Raw genomic sequence first — 15,758 nt, forward strand, 5'->3', positions numbered from 1 at the left:
CGGCCCATAGACTGGCAGTATGCCGCACAATCCGCATGCCACCTTCACCGTTGACTCCGCCGTCGAACTGGCCGTCATAGAACGCAGCGGCTTCGTGGAGTCCCGGCACATCGGCTCCGCGGTGCTGGTCGCCGCCGACGGCTCGGTGGTCACCGAGCTCGGCGACATCAACACCCCCATCTATGCCCGGTCCACCCTCAAGCCCTTCCAGGCGCTGGCGTCCATGCAGTCGGGTGTTCCGCTGCGGGGCGCCCAGGTGGCCATCGCGTGCGGCAGCCACACCGGTTCGCTGGACCACATGGATGTGGTGGCCGGCATGCTGAAGGCAGCGGGCGTACGGGAAGACCAGCTGCAGTGCCCCGAAGCATGGCCGGAGGACGAAACGGCCCGGAACTGGCTGGTCCGATCCGAAAAGGGCAAGTCGCGGCTGGCCTACAACTGTTCCGGCAAGCACGCGGCCTTCCTGTGGGCCTGCACCGAGAACGGCTGGGACACGCACAGCTACCTTGAACCCAACCACCCCCTGCAGCAGCGCGTACGCACCGTTATCGAGGAATACACCGGCGAGCGGATCGCGCACCTGGGCATCGACGGCTGCGGTGCCCCCGTGGCCGCCGTTTCGTTAAAAGGACTGGCGCTGGCGTACTCACAGCTGGCCAAGGCTCCCGGCGACCACAGCTTCAGCGCCAGGGCCGCGACGATCGCCACCTCCATGCTGGACTATCCCTGGGCCGTGCAAGGCCGGGGTGAAGCGAACACCCTGGTGATGGATGAGCTGGAAATCATCGCCAAGATCGGCGCAGAGGGCGTCCTGGCGATGGCCACGCCGCAGGGAGTCTCAGTGGCCGTCAAGATCCTCGACGGAAACGTGCGGGCAACCTCCCTGGTGGCCCTCACCCTGCTCGCCGCCGCCGGGGCCGTGGAGATTCCCGGAGTCGCCAGCGCCCTGGAAAAAGTGGTGGCTCCGGTACTCGGGGGCGGCCGGCCAGTGGGAAAAATCCGGTTGGGCCCCGCGGTATCCGCCCTCCTGGACTAGCACCAAACCCCCTGCCGACGCCAAAGGAAGATTGAAAGCATGGCCACAGCCCGCCGTCGTATAGACATCCACGAAGGCAAAGCAGCAGTGAAGGCGTGGCTGGAAGCCGCCCAGTCGCCGTCGGACGCTCCCCTGCCGCGCGCCGCCCTGGCGACGGCCGTGCGGTACTCCCTGGAGGAAGTGACCGCCCGGGCGCCGGGAAACTCCGTGGAGGTGCGCGTGCCGCCATTCGGCGTCACCCAGTGCGTGGAGGGCCCGCGGCACACCCGCGGCACCCCGCCGAACGTCATTGAGTGCGACGCCGCCACCTGGCTGGGGATGGTCACCGGCCAGGTGGCGTGGGCGGACGCAGTGGCTGCCGGCAAAGTGGCTGCCTCTGGCCTGCGCGCAGACCTATCGTCCCTGCTGCCCCTCTAGCCCGGGCTCGTCGCCCGCGTGCCTGCCCCGGGCGGTGGTGCGGGGCTCCGCTGCCTCCGCCGAGGAAATCCGGGCCGGGTGGGGGACCGAGTCCTGCAGTTTCGTGGACAACGCCGCCACCACGGCGAAGGCAAAAGCGGCCACGGCAATAAGGACCGACATCACCGCAACCGTGCCGTAGCCGGCGGTCCGAGGGTCCAGGAACGGATAGGGATACCAGCCCACGATGGGACCCCGAACCAGGCTGTAGACCAGGTACAGCAGGGGAAAAGCCAACCACACCAGGGACGTCCGGACCGGAATCCGCACCCGCGGGAGGTCAACCAGCCAGTCGATCACCATGACGGTGGGGACCGTGTAATGGAGCACCACATTGACCCACGGGATGGGGGTGTTGACGTCGATATCGCTCAACAGCAGGCTGTAGGTGATTCCGGTGATGGTCATGTACACGGTGGCCGCACCCCGGAGAAGTTCAAGCCACCGCGGGCTAGCCCCCTTCCAAGCGAACCAGCCGGCAATCCCCAGGGTCACGAAGGCGATGATGTTCGACTCGATGGTGAAGTAGCTGAAGTAGTTTCCGGCGCTGGCCCCCGGCACATTCTGCATCAGGTGCAGCAGCTGGAACAGCACCGCGGCGAACCCCAGCAGCGCGAACCAGAAGCGGAAAAGTGCAAGTCCCCTGTTTGCGGTCATGTGCCGATCCTAGGCTCTGGGCGGCCGCCCGCCCCGCCGCGGCGACCCGGCGTGCCTGGCAGTACACCTGATATGTAGGTCTCGTTTGTCAAGAGCGTGAGGAAGCGGTCCTCGGGCTGGATTGCCTGGGACCGCTTCCTTTTGTGCCCTGGGAAGAGGTGTTGGGTGTGGCCAGCGTGTCGTTGGCGACTGCGCGGTCAGACTGATATGCGCGGGTTGGTTACCGCAGGACGAAGTGTTCGGCTGGAGGTTACCGCTGGTCTAGCAATGACGGGCGTGGCCGTTGTTGGTTGCCCATAGGTGTATCGCGGATTTACTCCACGCGCTGCAAGGAACCACTTCCAACTGGGTTTCCCCGGGGGCTTTCTGTCTCTGATCAGTGCACGGACGCGATCGATCTTGGGGAGCGGGCTGCCGGAGGTGTGCTTGTGGCCAGGGACCAGCACCAGCCGGAGAGTTCGCGGGCGATGGCGACGTTGGCGATGACCGGGCGCTTGCGGCGTTCGAGGTAGCTGAGCCAGCGTTCGTGCAGGCGCCGATTGCCGGCATGGCCGCGGGTTCGTGCTTCGGAGGTGGCTTCCTCCCACCTGGACCGCATGAGCCGGGACGGGTTGTTATAGGGCCTGCGGTGGTGCCATGCGGCCTCCACAAGCAGGCGGCGCGCGTGGCTGTTGCCTGTCTTCGTGATGGACCCCTGGGACCGGGACTGCCCGGAGGAATGCTCAGTCGGGACCAGGCCGAGGTAAGCGCCGATCGTGGAACCAGTAAACCGGTCCCAGTCGCCGATCTCCACGGCCAGTCCAAACGCGGTCAGCGTCGAGACGCCGCGCAGGCACTGCAGTGATCTGACCACCGGGGTGTACTCGCTCGCATACGCCATCGCTGTGATCGCTTGATCGAGGCGGTCCCGGCGGTCTGAGATCTCATGCATCGCTTCCAGGGAGGACTCGTAGGTCAGCTGCCGGACCGGGTTCTCGAAGTGCTGGCGTGCCAGCCAGAGTTCATGAGTGCCAGTCCAGGCTTGCCCGCCGGAATAGACGATGCCTTGGCGCAACAGCAGTTTGGAAATCCGGTGCCGGGAACGCATCAGATCGCCACGGACGTCTTCCCGGGAACGGACCAGATCCCGTGCAGCTTCTTGGTCCGCCGATGGAATTCTTACCCCGGTGACCTCACCCAGCTTCAGGAGCCGGGCCAAATGCAGCGCGTCCTTTGCGTCAGTTTTTACCCGGTCCCCGGACGGGCGCTGGAGCTTCGATGGTGCCGCGACGACTGTGTCGATCCCGGAGGCCAGCAGGAACCGTGCCAGGCCAAAGCCCGTTGGTCCTGCCTCGTAAACGACTCTGACCGGCGACGGCAGGGAAAGAATCCAGGCGAGAATCTCACCACGATCCGGAGTCATGCGGTGCAAAATGACTTCGCCGGTCTGCGCGTCCAGGGCGCATGAAACAACAGTGCGGGCATGGACATCCAAGCCGACGCTTGTACGCTCGAACATAGCTGGAACCTCCAAATTTCAAATGTGGCTCTACCTGTTCGCCAAGTGTGGCAGGCAACCCACGACTTGCTTTGAAAAGGAGGTTCCAGCCCCCTGGGCCACATATTCCGGACCCTTCTTACAGAGGGCCATCAGCGCCGGAACTAGATCCGGAGCGTCCACCGATCCGCATCGGCGACGGGAATCGCACAAAGCAGGACGCTCCGGAAACGGTCCGGCGACAATGGACCTCCAGAAGGGTCCAGAGGCTCGACAGGTGGTCCTCCCAAGCCGGCCACCTCCTACTACATATCGTCTAGCCACGGCCGATGAACGGCATTCCGGCCGCGGTGAGCACCACGGAACCGACGCTGGCCGATGCCGGCATGTTGGCCATCATCAACACGGCACGCGCCGCGTCTGCCACCGGAAACATCGGTTCCACCTTGCGGCTGCCGTCCGCCTGCAGCGCCCCGGAACCGACACCGATGGTGTCCATGATGTCCGTGGCGGTGTTGCCGATATCGATCTGCCCGCACGTGATGCCGTAACCGCGGCCGTCCAGGTCAATGCTCTTGGTCAGCCCGGTCATCGCGTGCTTGGTGACCGTGTAGGCGACGGTCCGCGGACGGGGCGAGTGGGCGGAGATGGACCCGTTGTTGATGATGCGACCGCCTTGGGGCTCCTGGGCCTTCATCGTCCGGACCGCAGCGGCCGCGCACAGCATGGACCCGGTAAGGTTCACGGCCACCGTGGCGTTCCACTCTTCGAGGGTGATGTCGTCAACGCCGGCCGACGGGCCGAACACCCCGGCGTTGTTGAACAGGACGTCCACGCGCCCCCACTGCTGGCGGACGGCCTCGAAAAGCCGCTCGACGTCGTCGGGCCGGGTGACGTCGCAGGGCATCACCAGGGCGTCCGGGCTGCCGTCCGCCGTTTCCAACAGCAGCGCCTCCCGCCGCCCGGCAAGTGCCACGCGGTAGCCGTCGGCCAGCATCTGCCGCGCCACCTCCCGGCCGATGCCGGACCCGGCTCCGGTGACGACGGCGACGCGGGCGGCGGGCTGTGGGGTGTTCATTCGGTTCTCCTGGCTCAAAGCTGCGCCGGAACGGCCGGCTGGTGCAGCGGCCAGCCTATGACGGTCTTTGGCCGCGGTGCAGCGAAGGTCCGCACTTTGGAGGTGGACAGGCGCATGCGCACCAACGATTCGGCGATGGTCACTGCCGAGGCCACACCGTCCACCACGGGGACGCCGGCCCGCTGCCGGATCTGCTCGTCCAGGCCTGCCATGCCGCCGCAGCCGAGCACAATCACTTCCGCTTTGTCCCGGGTAACGGCCAGCAGCGCCTCGTTGATAATGGCTTCCACGGCCCGTTCCGGTTCCTCTTCAAGTTCCAGGACGGCCATGCCGCTGGCACGGACCGACGCGCACCTGGCATCCAGGCCGGCCAGCTTCAACCGGTCCTCAATGAGCGGAACCGTGCGGTCCAGGGTAGTGACCACCGAGTACTTGTGGCCGAGGAACATCGCTGTGCTTGCGGCGGCCTCCGTGATGTCGACCACCGGAACATCCAGCAGTTCCTGCAGCCCCTCCCGGCCGTGTTCCCCGTAGCCGGCCTGGATAACGGCGTCGAACGGCCCGGGGTAGGAGGTGACGGCGTCCATAACGGCGATGGCGGCCAGGTAGCTCTCGAAGTTTCCTTCGCAGGAGTCGGCGCCGAACCGCGGCGTGAGGCCAACGATTTCGGTGCCCGGGGAAGCCACGGCACGTGCGGAGGCCGCGATGGAGTCGGTCATTGAGTGGGTGGTGTTCACATTCGCGACGAGGATGCGCATGGGAAAGTTCCTTAGTCGGCAGGGTGGTGGCAGCCCTTGCCGGGTGCTGGGGTCAGTGGGTGCTGGATTCAGTGGGTGCTGGCGACGGCGATGGCCTCGCCGTCGTGGTCCACCAGCACTTGGTTGCGGTCGGCAATGAAGAAGTACAGCGCGGCGGCGATGCCTGCGGCGAAGAACCAGGCAAAGGGTGCCGCCGCGGCCAGGCCGGGAACGAAGGCGATCAGCAGGGCAAGGACGGCTGCCGGTACCATGGCGATGATCGCGCGGGGGTTGACGCCCTTCTTGTAGAAGTACGCGCCCTGCGGCGATGCCGTGTAGAGCTCCGGCACGTTGACCTTCCCTCGCCTGATCAGCCAGTAGTCAGCCATGACCACGCCGAACAGCGGGCCGAGCAACGCCCCGAGTCCGCCGAGGAAGTACACGATGACCAGCGGATTGTTGTAGAGGTTCCAGGGCAGGATTACCAGGCCGATGCTGGCGGAGACCATTGTCGCCTTGCGGAAGTTCAGTTTCTTGGGGAACAGGTTGGTCAGGGCGTAGACGGGGGCCACGAAGTTGGCCATGAGGTTCACGGCGATGGTCAGGATCAGCAGCGCAAGGCAGGCCAGGACCAGGAACAGCGTGTTGGGAATGGTCTGGACGATGTCCGACGGGCTTTTGATGATGGTCCCGTTGATCTTGAACTGTCCACCGGCCATGACCACCACGATCGCGCCGAAGACGAGCATGTTGATGGGGATGCCCCAGAAGTTGCCACGTACCACTGCCTTCTTCGACACCGCTGAGCGGGTGAAGTCGCAGAAGTTGAGGACGAAAGTGCCGTAGATGGAGACCCACAGCGCGCCGCCGGCAAAGATGGTGAGCCACATTTCCGGGCCTTCCAGGGCCTTATTGGAAGCCCAGGCGATGCTGCCTCCGGCTTCCACGAAAATCCAGACGGCCATTGCTGCCATGGTGGCCAGGATGACCGGACCGGCGAAAGCCTCGTACTTGCGGATCATTTCCATGCCGAAGCTGACGATCACCAGTTGGACCACCCAGAGCGTCACGAATGCCATCCACCCGAGCGTGGACAGGCCCAGGATCGAGTCCTTGTCCAGCTCTGCAAGTGAGGGGAACATGGCTGTGAGCATCACGCGGAAGACCACCGATGCGAGGTACGTCTGGATACCGAACCAGGCGACCGCAACGGCCCCGCGGAGGAGGCTGGCGATCTGTGCCCCGCGGATACCGAAGCTGATCCGGCTCATGACCGGAAAAGGCACACCGGTCTTGACGCCCATGAATCCTGACAGGGTAAGGAGCCCGAACAGCAGTGCAGCCCCGATGCCCAGGGCAAGGAGGATCTGCCATCCACCCAGCCCAAGGGCGAAGAGTCCGATGGCGAATGCGTAGTTGCCCAGGCTGTGCACGTCGTTGGCCCAGAGGGTAAAGATGCTGTAGCTGGTCCAGCTGCGGCCGGCGCGCTTGGTCGGGGCAAGGTCAGTGTTGTACAGGGTGGGGCTGATGCTCGTGCCTGACGCCGCGCTGGCGGAATCGCAGAGGGCTTCGATAGTGCCAGACGGGTGGACAGTACCGGCTGACGACTTTGTCAGGTCCTTGTCCGCGTCCACGCCCGCCGATGGTGGGGTTCGCATGGGGGTCTCAATTCTTGGGCCGATTCCGAGTGGTGAGTCCGACCGGAGGTCGTTGCTGTTATTCCACATTGCGGAAGTGAGATATTGAATAGTGAAATAAGAGTATGACCCAGGTCACGGGCGGTCAAGCGTCGCAGCCACCGCACTACGGTCACAAATGGTCGGTTGCCGCCGATAGGCGACATCCAGGGCGAGGTGATGGCCGTCGCGTTGACCCGCCGGGCCTGCCTCAGTAATCTCATACTGCAATAATGTTTTCTCACAATACGAAAACATGCGCAGATGCGTTCAACGATGAAAAGAGGCTGCCATGGCTGCAGGAGAAGATACCTCCCATATCCTCAGCGGGTTGACTAACCAGCTGCCTGATCGTGATCCGGAAGAGACTGCCGAGTGGGTTGAGTCCCTGGATGCGTTGATCAGGGAACAGGGCACTGAGCGTGCCCAATACATCATGCGGAGCCTGCTGCAGCGCGCGGGCGCGCAGAGCGTCGGGGTGCCGATGGTGACCACCACCGATTACGTGAACACCATCCCGGTGGACCAGGAAGCGGAGTTCCCGGGCAACGAGGAATTCGAGCGCCGGTACCGGGCGTACATGCGGTGGAACGCCGCAGTCATGGTGCACCGGGCGCAGCGGCCCGAGATCGGTGTTGGCGGGCATATCTCCACCTACGCCGGGGCCGCGACCCTGTACGAGGTCGGGTTCAACCACTTCTTCCGCGGCAAGGACCACCCCGGCGGCGGGGACCAGGTCTTCTTCCAGGGCCATGCCTCCCCCGGCATGTACGCCCGGGCGTTCATGGAAGGACGCCTCTCCGAGGAAGACCTCGACGGGTTCCGGCAGGAAAAGTCCCGCGCCGGCCACGCCCTGTCCTCCTACCCGCACCCGCGGCTGATGCCGGACTTCTGGGAATTCCCCACCGTGTCCATGGGCATCGGGCCGATGAACGCGATCTACCAGGCCCAGAACAACCGCTACCTGCACAACCGGGGCCTGAAAGACACCTCGGACCAGCAGGTCTGGGCGTTCCTGGGCGACGGGGAAATGGACGAGCCCGAGTCCCGCGGACTGCTCCAGCTCGCCGCGAACGAGAACCTGGACAACCTGAACTTCGTGATCAACTGCAACCTCCAGCGCCTCGACGGCCCGGTCCGGGGCAACGGGAAGATCATGCAGGAACTCGAAGCGTTCTTCCGCGGCGCGGGCTGGAACGTCATCAAGGTCGTCTGGGGCCGGGAATGGGATGACCTGCTCACCCGCGACACCGACGGCTCACTCGTGAAAATCATGAACGAAACCGTCGACGGCGACTACCAGACCTACAAAGCCGAATCCGGCGGCTTCGTCCGCGAACACTTCTTCGGTAAAACCCCGCAAACCAAAGACCTCGTCGCGGACCTCACCGACGACCAGATCTGGAACCTCAAACGCGGCGGACACGACTACCGTAAGGTCTACGCCGCCTACAAAGCCGCCACCGAATTCAAGGGCAAACCCACCGTCATCCTCGCCCACACCGTCAAAGGCTACGGACTCGGACCACGGTTTGAGGGGCGGAATGCCACGCACCAGATGAAGAAACTGAAGGTCGAGGACCTCAAGGACTTCAGGGATTACCTGCGCATTCCCATTTCGGATGAACAACTGGATGCCGACCCCTACCGCCCTCCCTACTTCCACCCTGGCCCCGATGCCCCGGAGATTGCCTACCTGATGGAGCGGCGCAGGGCGCTGGGAGGGTCCGTTCCGGAGCGCCGTTCCCGTCATGAGGCGGTTGAACTGCCTGAGCCGAAGTCCTACGAGGTTGCCATGCGCGGTTCGGGCAAGCAGCAGGCTGCCACCACCATGGCATTCGTGCGCCTGCTGAAGGATTTGCTCCGCGACAAGAAGTTCGGGGACCGGATTGTGCCCATCGTGCCGGATGAATCCCGGACGTTTGGGATGGACGCGTTCTTCCCGACCGCGAAGATCTACAACCCGGGCGGCCAGAACTACCTCTCCGTGGACCGCGACCTCGTCCTGGCCTACAAAGAGTCCCCCGCCGGCCAGCTGATCCACCCCGGCATCAACGAAGCCGGCGCCGTGGCAGCCTTCACCGCCGCCGGAACCGCCTACGCCACCCACGGCGTGCCGCTGGTCCCGGTCTACGTGTTCTACTCCATGTTCGGCTTCCAACGCACCGGCGACGCCTTCTGGGCCGCAGCAGACCAAATGACCCGCGGCTTCATCATCGGCGCCACCGCAGGACGGACCACCCTCACCGGCGAAGGACTCCAACACGCCGACGGCCACTCCCCCCTCCTGGCCTCCACCAACCCCGCCGTCCTCACCTACGACCCCGCCTACGGCTACGAAATCGGACACATCATCCGCTCCGGCCTCGAACGCATGTACGGGCCGGACTCCACGGACAAAAACCTCATGTACTACCTCACCGTGTACAACGAACCCATCGTCCAACCCGCCGAACCCGAAAACCTCGACATCGAAGGCCTCATCAAGGGCATCTACCTGCTCAACCCAGCGAAGGCCGCAGGACTGAACGAAAACAGCCCCCGCACCCAGATCCTCGCCTCCGGCGTCTCCGTGCCCTGGGCCATCGACGCCCAACGCATCCTCGCCGACGACTGGAACGTCTCCGCCGACGTCTGGTCCGTCACCTCCTGGAACGAACTGCGCCGCGACGGCCTCGCCGCCGAAGAAGAAGCCTTCCTCAACCCCGGCCAACCCGCCCGCACCCCGTTCGTCACCCAGCAACTCGAAGGCGCCACCGGCCCCATCGTCGCCGTCACCGACTACATGAAAGCCATCCCCGACCAGATCCGGCAATTCGTCCCCAACGAATTCGCCACCCTCGGCGCCGACGGCTTCGGCTTCTCCGACACCCGCGCAGCAGCCCGCCGCTACTTCAAAAACGACACCCACTCCATCGTGGTCAAAGCGCTGCAGATGCTCGCGGCACGTGGGGAAGTTGAGGAGGGCGCCCCGTCATACGCCATGGACCGGTACAAGCTCCTGGACGTCAACGCCGGCACTACCGGCGGGGCTGGCGGGGACGCCTAAGTCCACGTCGGCGGCAGTCGGGGCAGTTTCCGGGGGAAGCTGCCCCGACTGCTTTGGCGTTGGCTAGGGTGCAGCTATGGAGAACATTGAGGAATCCGGAGGGCCGGGCGTGGGGGTGACGGGGGTGTTGCTTGCCGCGGGGGCGGGCACCCGCCTGGGGCTGGGCCCAAAGGCCCTGCTTCCATACCGGGGGCGGCCCCTGGTGGAGGTGCTCGCCGGCAAGCTGCTGAAGGGCGGCTGCCGGGAGGTGGTAGTTGTCGTTGGCGCAGGAGCATCCGAGGTGCAGGCTGCCGCCGCCCTCGCTTGCTGCCGCGTGGTGGTCAATCCGGAATGGCAGTCCGGCATGGGCAGCTCGTTCTTGCTGGGTAACAACACCGCGGATCCTGAAGACCACCTGCTCATTGCCCTCGTGGACCAGCCAGGGCTGACCCCTGAGATCGTACGGCGGCTGTTGGCCGCCCACCGTCCGGGTCGGATCACGGCTGCAGCCTACCGCGGTCCTGAGTCCGACGGCGGCCAGCTCGGTGGCCTTCCGGACGCCGGCAGCCCGCTCGGCGGCTCGCCGGACACCCACAGCCCGGATGGCAGTGCCGGCCACGGCGGCAACGGAGGGCAGTCATTGGAACTGCGCCGCGGGCATCCACTGCTCATCGACGGGTCGCTGCGGGCCTCGGTGGCCGCAACGGTGACCGGTGACGCCGGCGCGCGCATCTTCCTCCGTATCCATCCGGAACTCGTAGATGAAGTGGATTGCAGTGACCAGTCCAGCGGCGAGGATATCGACACCCCGAACCAGCTCCGCCTTCTCCGGTAAACACCCAGGTACTCAGGAATGGGCGCTCAGGAACCCCTCCAAGGCATCCTCCCAAGGAGATCCGCGGTGGCGGACAATGTCTGCGGCACCCCCAAGGCATCCATGGGGCCACTTTGTGGGTTCCCAGTCCTGGTGTTCGCTGTGGTACTGGCGGCCGGCCGGTGAGGTCCAGCCCGGTGGTTCGGTTTTGCTGGCCGGGGTGGGTTTCCAGCCGGTGGTGTGCCGGAGGCGGTGGTGTTTCGGGCAGGGCTGTCCCAGGTTGCTGATTCCGGTGGTCCCGCCGTTGGCCCAGGCCAGGATGTGATCGGCCTCCGTGTCCAGTGAGCTGTTGCTGCAGCCCGGGAACGGGCACTTACCATCCCGGAGCCGGAGCCAGTTCCGCATCGCCTTGCCCACCCGGTAACTCTTCCGGCCAATCTCCAACGGTGCCCCGTCCCGCGGATCCACGAGCACCCGGTAAAACGAGCCCGCCCCCTCAGCGACCAACCGGCGCGCCATCGAAGCCGGAATCGGCCCATACCCATCCAGCACCGCCGCCTCATCCGTCAACCCCAGCAACGAAAACACCGGCACCGTCACCAACACCTGCGCCCGGACCCAAGATGACAAACCAGCCCCAGACCCGACCCGGTTCAAGGCAGCAAACCCGTTCCCGCCGCCGCCCCCGGTCCCGGCATCGAACTCCCCGCCCACGCCCTCAGCACCGCCCCCGGTACCGCCCCCCGTGGCGCTGCCGGGAGCGAGCCCGCTGGTAAGGACCGCTGCGGCAAACACATCGGCCCGGAGCTGGGTGAGGGTCCTGGCCTCGCCGGGTCCCTGCACGCCCCGGGCCACAGCGGTCAGCCGGTTCCACCCCGCTGCCGCCTGGTCCGCGGGCAGATACGCGGCGAGCCAGGCCATCCCGTCCCGGTCCGGCCGGAACTCCACCCGCCGGTCCACCACCCCCTTGGCGTGACGTTTCTCGATGCTCCCGGCATGGCGGCGTTCCCGCCAAACCCTGGCCTTGGCCCGGAACCGGTGCGCCGGCAACTCCCCCACCGCACACCCCCGCACCGGATCCGGTGCATCAGGGTCCAGGAAATGGGCCTCCAACCCCGCCGCCCCCGCAGCATCCAGCCCGGCCGTTTCATCGGCCATCACCGTGGCGTGCTGCCAGGAGATCACCCCCGCCTGCAACGCCGACAAGGTCAACGGCAACCCCTTGACCACAGCCTGCGAGGTGGCCAGGAACGAAGACGCAGCCCGCGGACCCAGCGCCAGCACACACCCAACCTCCGCCGCGACCGCCATCTCCTGCGCCACCACCGGCACCCCCGGCCCCGCCACAACACCCGCAGCATCCGCAAACGCCACCGCAGCCCGCGCCCTCAAACCAGCGACCCGGGCCTCCACCTCACGGACACCGACCAGAACATCAAGGCAACCATCCGCCAACCCAGCCAACGGATCAGCAACCGAAAACGGCTCGGCTCCCGCTCCGTCCACCTCGGCAACCAACACCGCAAGGGCAGCACGAATATCCGCCAACGCCCCCACCACCGCCGCTTTCCCCATAAACCCATCATCACAAGGGGGTACGACATTTAAGGTCCGAGATTTAGGGGCCGGCCACGACAACCGGTCACCCAAAGAAGGCAGATTAAGTTTCGACAAACCAAACCACCGGCTCCCGGTTTCGGCAAGCTCAACCACCGGTGCCCTCAACCACCAGCGGCGAGCAATTCCTCCAGCCCTTGTTTGAAGCCCGAGCGGCCGCCGTGGGCCGGATGCCTGATCTTGGGCGCAGCCACCCCGCTGCGTTGCAGGCTGTGCTGGGCCACGTTGCCCACCGCAACGATGGAGCTGATCCCAAACAATCCGGCCAGTTCCTGCCAGAAGGGCGTGCCGAGTTTGGTTTCGGACGGCTTGGGCGTGCGGTTGGAGCACGGCTTTCCGGGTTGGTGCGGGTGCCAGGGGAAGGCACTCCACAGCAGTGGGAGGAAATCTACTTCTTCCAGGACCTGCCACAGCACCGTTGCCGTTGGCTCGGCAGCTACCCCAGCAGCTTCGGGCGGCACAACGTACCCCTTGCCCGGGCCAAAGAGCCCAAAGCTGTTAGGCGGCCCTTCCAGGATGGTCCGGTTGGTAAACGGCACGCCGGTAATGCGCATGCCCCTGAAACCCGGCGCCTCCCCCAGCAACAGCACGCCGGGCTGCCGGTCCCGCATTTCCTGCAGGTAAATCTCCAGGTTCCGGCGGCGCAGCGCATTCTCCTGCACCGCGTCGGAGAAGAAGTTGGTGCAGGCCGGTCCGGTTTCCGCGGCTGCCAGCCGCGCCACGAACTCCTTGATGCCGCTGCCGGAACGCACGCCGATACCTGCGGACAGGTATTACCAGCGGGGGTGGATGGCCTCGCGGAAGTAGTGGTCGTAGATCCAGCGGACCCCGTCGTCGAACTCCTTGCCAACACTTACACCGGCAGCGGCGGCGTTGCCCTGGGCCTGCTCCACGTTGCGCGCGCCGGGAATGACGGAGCTGACGCCGTCCTGCGCCGCAATCCAGGCGATGGCGGCCTGTGCCGTGGTGGCCCCGGCGGGCACCAGTTGCTCGAACTCCGCCACGGCCTTCAGGCCCAGCTCAAAGTCGACGCCGGAGAAGGTCTCTCCCACGTCGAACGCTTCGCCGTGGCGGTTGTAGTTCCGGTGGTCGTTCTCCGCGAAGGTGGTGTCCTTCGAGTACTTTCCGGACAGCAGCCCGGAAGCGAGCGGCACCCGGGCGATGATGCCCACGCCGGCAGCCTTGGCCGCGGGGAGGACTTCATCCAGCGGCTTGAGCCGGAAGGCGTTCAGGATGATCTGTACCGATGCGGTCCCTTCGTGGCGGATCGCCTCCAGCGCCTCGTCCGTTCGTTCCACGCTGACACCGTAGTTGCGGATGGCGCCTTCGGCGACCAGCGTGTCCAGCGCGTCATACACCTCGTTGTTGCTGTAGACGGCACTTGGCGGGCAGTGCAGCTGGACCAGGTCGAGGGTTTCGGTGCCCAGGTTCTTCCGTGAGCGGTCCACCCACTGGCGGAAATTGGCCAGTGAATAGTTTTCCGGCCGCTGCTCCATCCGGCGGCCCATCTTGGTGGCAACGGTGACGCCGTGCCCCGGGTTGTCCGCGAGGAACTTCCCGATGGCCTGCTCGCTCTTTCCGTCGCCATAGACATCGGCCGTGTCAAAGAAGGTGACGCCTGCCTCCACGGAGGCGGCGAGGATGGCCTGGGCCTGTGCCGGGTCCACGGTGCCCCAGTCCGCGCCGAGCTGCCAGGTGCCCAGCCCCACGATGGAGACGTTCCGTCCGGTCTTACCTAAAATCCGCTGTTCCATCCCCTGACTATATGGGTTTGGCGTAAAGCTGGGTGAATCCTCCGAAGGAATTTAGCTGCCCGGCACCGGTACGCCGCCCAAAGACCCGGGGTGCCCCAGGGCGCCCGTCCGCCGCCGGGCGAAGGTCCTGGACCGTTCGCTGGAGAGTGCGAGGATCAGCAGGATGTCCAGCGACAAGCTGACCAGCGTGGTGCCCAGCGTGATGGGCGGTCCGCCCGAGGCAGTGGTGGCGAATTGGGTGATGATGGAAAGGCTCCCCAGTGTCATGGCAGTTACCCGGGCGCGGTTTCCGCCCCGGGAGATGAACCATGCAAGGAGGAACTCAGCGAGGGCGAAGACCCCCATGACGATGGCCCCGGGAAGCAGTGCCCCGGACACGTCCAGGTCGCCGGCGGAACCGCCCAGGAGCGGAGGCGCCAGGGCCTCGTCGGATGCGGCGGCCAGGAGCAGGAAAGCCAGGAAGAGGGCGGCGAATCCCCTGCATGTGACCAGGACTGCCCCGAAGAGAGTGGGCAGTGGCCGCCGCTCCTTCGCAGCCTGCGCCCGGCCCGGTCCAGGATCAGCCGCCGGTATCCGGGTGAGGTCCACAATGGGCAGGTCGCCGTCGGTCATGATGTTGTCCCCTCCCCCGTTCCTGGAGTGGTAGCCGGTGGAGAAGTCCTTGATGATCGTCACGGCCGCTTCCGGCGCAGCCGCTTGGATGGACCCCACCAGGTAGTCCCGTTCCTCGTCGATGCCTGGGGCGATTTTGTGCGTTACCTGCAGCGTGAACAGGGAAAGTCCCACGGCCCTGTCGTAGGTCCCGGCGGCGAGCCAGTCCACCGGGATGCCCCCGGGAAGCAGCCAGCCCGGGGGTACCTTCCAAAAGCGGATGTGGTGGCGTTTGCCTGGGTTGCCGTCCACCTCCTGCTGGTAGGCGAAATCCTGCTGGCGGCCAAAAAGGAACAGTGGACTCACCGGCGCCTCGTCATAGCTGCGCCTGGTCAGCGTGGAAGTGATGATGCGGCAGCTTGAGGCGAAGGTCACCGGATCGGCGAGCGTCCATCGGGCCTGCCGCATGGCTGCATGGATTTGGGCCTCCCGGCCAAGCAGGGCCACGTTGACCGGGTCCCCAAGCAATCCGTCGCTGGTGCGCGAACGGCCAATGAAGTAGTCGGGCAGGTAGATCCTGGTGAGGATGCGGTGCAGGCGGGGAAGCACCACGTAGGCAAGCGCTGCCCAGAAGACCACCAGGACCCAGATGTGCGGCCATTCCAGGCTCGACTGCAGGAGCAGCACGGCAAACCAGATCGAGCTGAGGCCGCTGAACGTAAAGAACAGCCGGTCGACCACGGTGTCCGCCGCGGCCGTGGCGGCGGGCGCGGGGCCCGGCATGCCTCCGTCCCGGCCCGCATCCATGGCTGTCTCGCCCGTCATGGCCACAGGCTA

General features: G+C 65.6%; 13 protein-coding genes. 4 read left to right on the forward strand and 9 right to left on the reverse strand.

Annotated elements, in window-relative coordinates; all coding sequences use genetic code 11:
- The first annotated feature begins 19 nt into the window (after positions 1–19).
- Entirely contained in the window at positions 20–1,036 is a 1,017-nt protein-coding gene (locus tag AC4EEV_RS07940) for an asparaginase (RefSeq protein ID WP_109045143.1), read from the forward strand.
- Between the two features lie 39 nt (positions 1,037–1,075).
- Positions 1,076–1,453: a sterol carrier family protein gene (locus tag AC4EEV_RS07945; RefSeq protein ID WP_018761871.1), complete on the forward strand. Its 378-nt coding sequence runs from the start codon at positions 1,076–1,078 to the stop codon at positions 1,451–1,453.
- On the opposite strand, the gene AC4EEV_RS07950 is transcribed toward AC4EEV_RS07945, so the two are convergent.
- The 5 genes from AC4EEV_RS07950 to AC4EEV_RS07970 all read right to left on the reverse strand — a co-directional run bounded on the left by AC4EEV_RS07950 (position 1,430) and on the right by AC4EEV_RS07970 (position 7,099).
- The gene (locus tag AC4EEV_RS07950) at positions 1,430–2,149 is read right to left on the reverse strand and encodes a Pr6Pr family membrane protein (RefSeq protein ID WP_109045142.1); all 720 of its coding nucleotides are present in this window, start codon (positions 2,147–2,149) and stop codon (positions 1,430–1,432) included. The two genes, AC4EEV_RS07945 and AC4EEV_RS07950, sit on opposite strands and share 24 nt — an antisense overlap.
- Before the next feature lie 376 nt (positions 2,150–2,525).
- Positions 2,526–3,647, reverse strand: coding sequence for an IS110 family RNA-guided transposase (locus AC4EEV_RS07955; RefSeq protein WP_109864391.1), 1,122 nt, complete (start codon positions 3,645–3,647; stop codon positions 2,526–2,528).
- A 295-nt stretch (positions 3,648–3,942) separates the two neighbouring features.
- Positions 3,943–4,704, reverse strand: a complete 762-nt coding sequence (locus tag AC4EEV_RS07960) for an SDR family oxidoreductase (protein WP_285319596.1) — start codon at positions 4,702–4,704, stop codon at positions 3,943–3,945.
- Positions 4,705–4,718: 14 nt separating this feature from the next.
- Complete coding sequence (locus AC4EEV_RS07965; protein WP_491330593.1) at positions 4,719–5,462, reverse strand: aspartate/glutamate racemase family protein; 744 nt, start codon at positions 5,460–5,462, stop codon at positions 4,719–4,721.
- Between the two features lie 68 nt (positions 5,463–5,530).
- The gene (locus AC4EEV_RS07970) at positions 5,531–7,099 is read right to left on the reverse strand and encodes an NCS1 family nucleobase:cation symporter-1 (RefSeq protein WP_491330594.1); all 1,569 of its coding nucleotides are present in this window, start codon (positions 7,097–7,099) and stop codon (positions 5,531–5,533) included.
- A 310-nt stretch (positions 7,100–7,409) separates the two neighbouring features.
- On the opposite strand from AC4EEV_RS07970, the gene aceE reads away from it, so the two are divergent.
- Both aceE and AC4EEV_RS07980 read left to right on the forward strand, forming a co-directional pair.
- Complete coding sequence (gene aceE / locus AC4EEV_RS07975) at positions 7,410–10,166, forward strand: pyruvate dehydrogenase (acetyl-transferring), homodimeric type (RefSeq protein WP_491330595.1); 2,757 nt, start codon at positions 7,410–7,412, stop codon at positions 10,164–10,166.
- 76 nt (positions 10,167–10,242) lie between these two features.
- The gene (locus AC4EEV_RS07980) at positions 10,243–10,980 is read left to right on the forward strand and encodes a nucleotidyltransferase family protein (RefSeq protein ID WP_491330596.1); all 738 of its coding nucleotides are present in this window, start codon (positions 10,243–10,245) and stop codon (positions 10,978–10,980) included.
- A 12-nt stretch (positions 10,981–10,992) separates the two neighbouring features.
- Here the strand turns inward: AC4EEV_RS07980 and AC4EEV_RS07985 are convergent, their stop codons facing one another.
- The 4 genes from AC4EEV_RS07985 to AC4EEV_RS08000 form a co-directional block, all read right to left on the reverse strand.
- Positions 10,993–12,534, reverse strand: a complete 1,542-nt coding sequence (locus tag AC4EEV_RS07985) for an HNH endonuclease signature motif containing protein (protein ID WP_491330597.1) — start codon at positions 12,532–12,534, stop codon at positions 10,993–10,995.
- A 146-nt stretch (positions 12,535–12,680) separates the two neighbouring features.
- Entirely contained in the window at positions 12,681–13,328 is a 648-nt protein-coding gene (locus AC4EEV_RS07990) for a uracil-DNA glycosylase (protein ID WP_491330598.1), read from the reverse strand.
- Between the two features lie 21 nt (positions 13,329–13,349).
- Positions 13,350–14,330: an aldo/keto reductase gene (locus AC4EEV_RS07995; RefSeq protein WP_026264396.1), complete on the reverse strand. Its 981-nt coding sequence runs from the start codon at positions 14,328–14,330 to the stop codon at positions 13,350–13,352.
- Between the two features lie 51 nt (positions 14,331–14,381).
- Positions 14,382–15,746 (reverse strand): LssY C-terminal domain-containing protein, encoded by a 1,365-nt coding sequence (locus AC4EEV_RS08000; RefSeq protein WP_491330599.1) that lies wholly within the window; start codon positions 15,744–15,746, stop codon positions 14,382–14,384.
- Positions 15,747–15,758: the final 12 nt, after the last annotated feature.

This window comes from Pseudarthrobacter sp. MOO14, from assembly GCF_058267675.1.

Coding starts and splice junctions, on each gene's coding strand:
- AC4EEV_RS07950 (WP_109045142.1), bottom strand. CDS start 2,149: ATGACCGCAAACAGGGGACTTGCACTTTTCCGCTTCTGGTTCGCGCTG.
- AC4EEV_RS07965 (WP_491330593.1), bottom strand. CDS start 5,462: ATGCGCATCCTCGTCGCGAATGTGAACACCACCCACTCAATGACCGAC.
- AC4EEV_RS07955 (WP_109864391.1), bottom strand. CDS start 3,647: ATGTTCGAGCGTACAAGCGTCGGCTTGGATGTCCATGCCCGCACTGTT.
- AC4EEV_RS07940 (WP_109045143.1), top strand. CDS start 20: ATGCCGCACAATCCGCATGCCACCTTCACCGTTGACTCCGCCGTCGAA.
- AC4EEV_RS08000 (WP_491330599.1), bottom strand. CDS start 15,746: ATGACGGGCGAGACAGCCATGGATGCGGGCCGGGACGGAGGCATGCCG.
- aceE (WP_491330595.1), top strand. CDS start 7,410: ATGGCTGCAGGAGAAGATACCTCCCATATCCTCAGCGGGTTGACTAAC.
- AC4EEV_RS07945 (WP_018761871.1), top strand. CDS start 1,076: ATGGCCACAGCCCGCCGTCGTATAGACATCCACGAAGGCAAAGCAGCA.
- AC4EEV_RS07960 (WP_285319596.1), bottom strand. CDS start 4,704: ATGAACACCCCACAGCCCGCCGCCCGCGTCGCCGTCGTCACCGGAGCC.
- AC4EEV_RS07980 (WP_491330596.1), top strand. CDS start 10,243: ATGGAGAACATTGAGGAATCCGGAGGGCCGGGCGTGGGGGTGACGGGG.
- AC4EEV_RS07995 (WP_026264396.1), bottom strand. CDS start 14,330: ATGGAACAGCGGATTTTAGGTAAGACCGGACGGAACGTCTCCATCGTG.
- AC4EEV_RS07985 (WP_491330597.1), bottom strand. CDS start 12,534: ATGGGGAAAGCGGCGGTGGTGGGGGCGTTGGCGGATATTCGTGCTGCC.
- AC4EEV_RS07970 (WP_491330594.1), bottom strand. CDS start 7,099: ATGCGAACCCCACCATCGGCGGGCGTGGACGCGGACAAGGACCTGACA.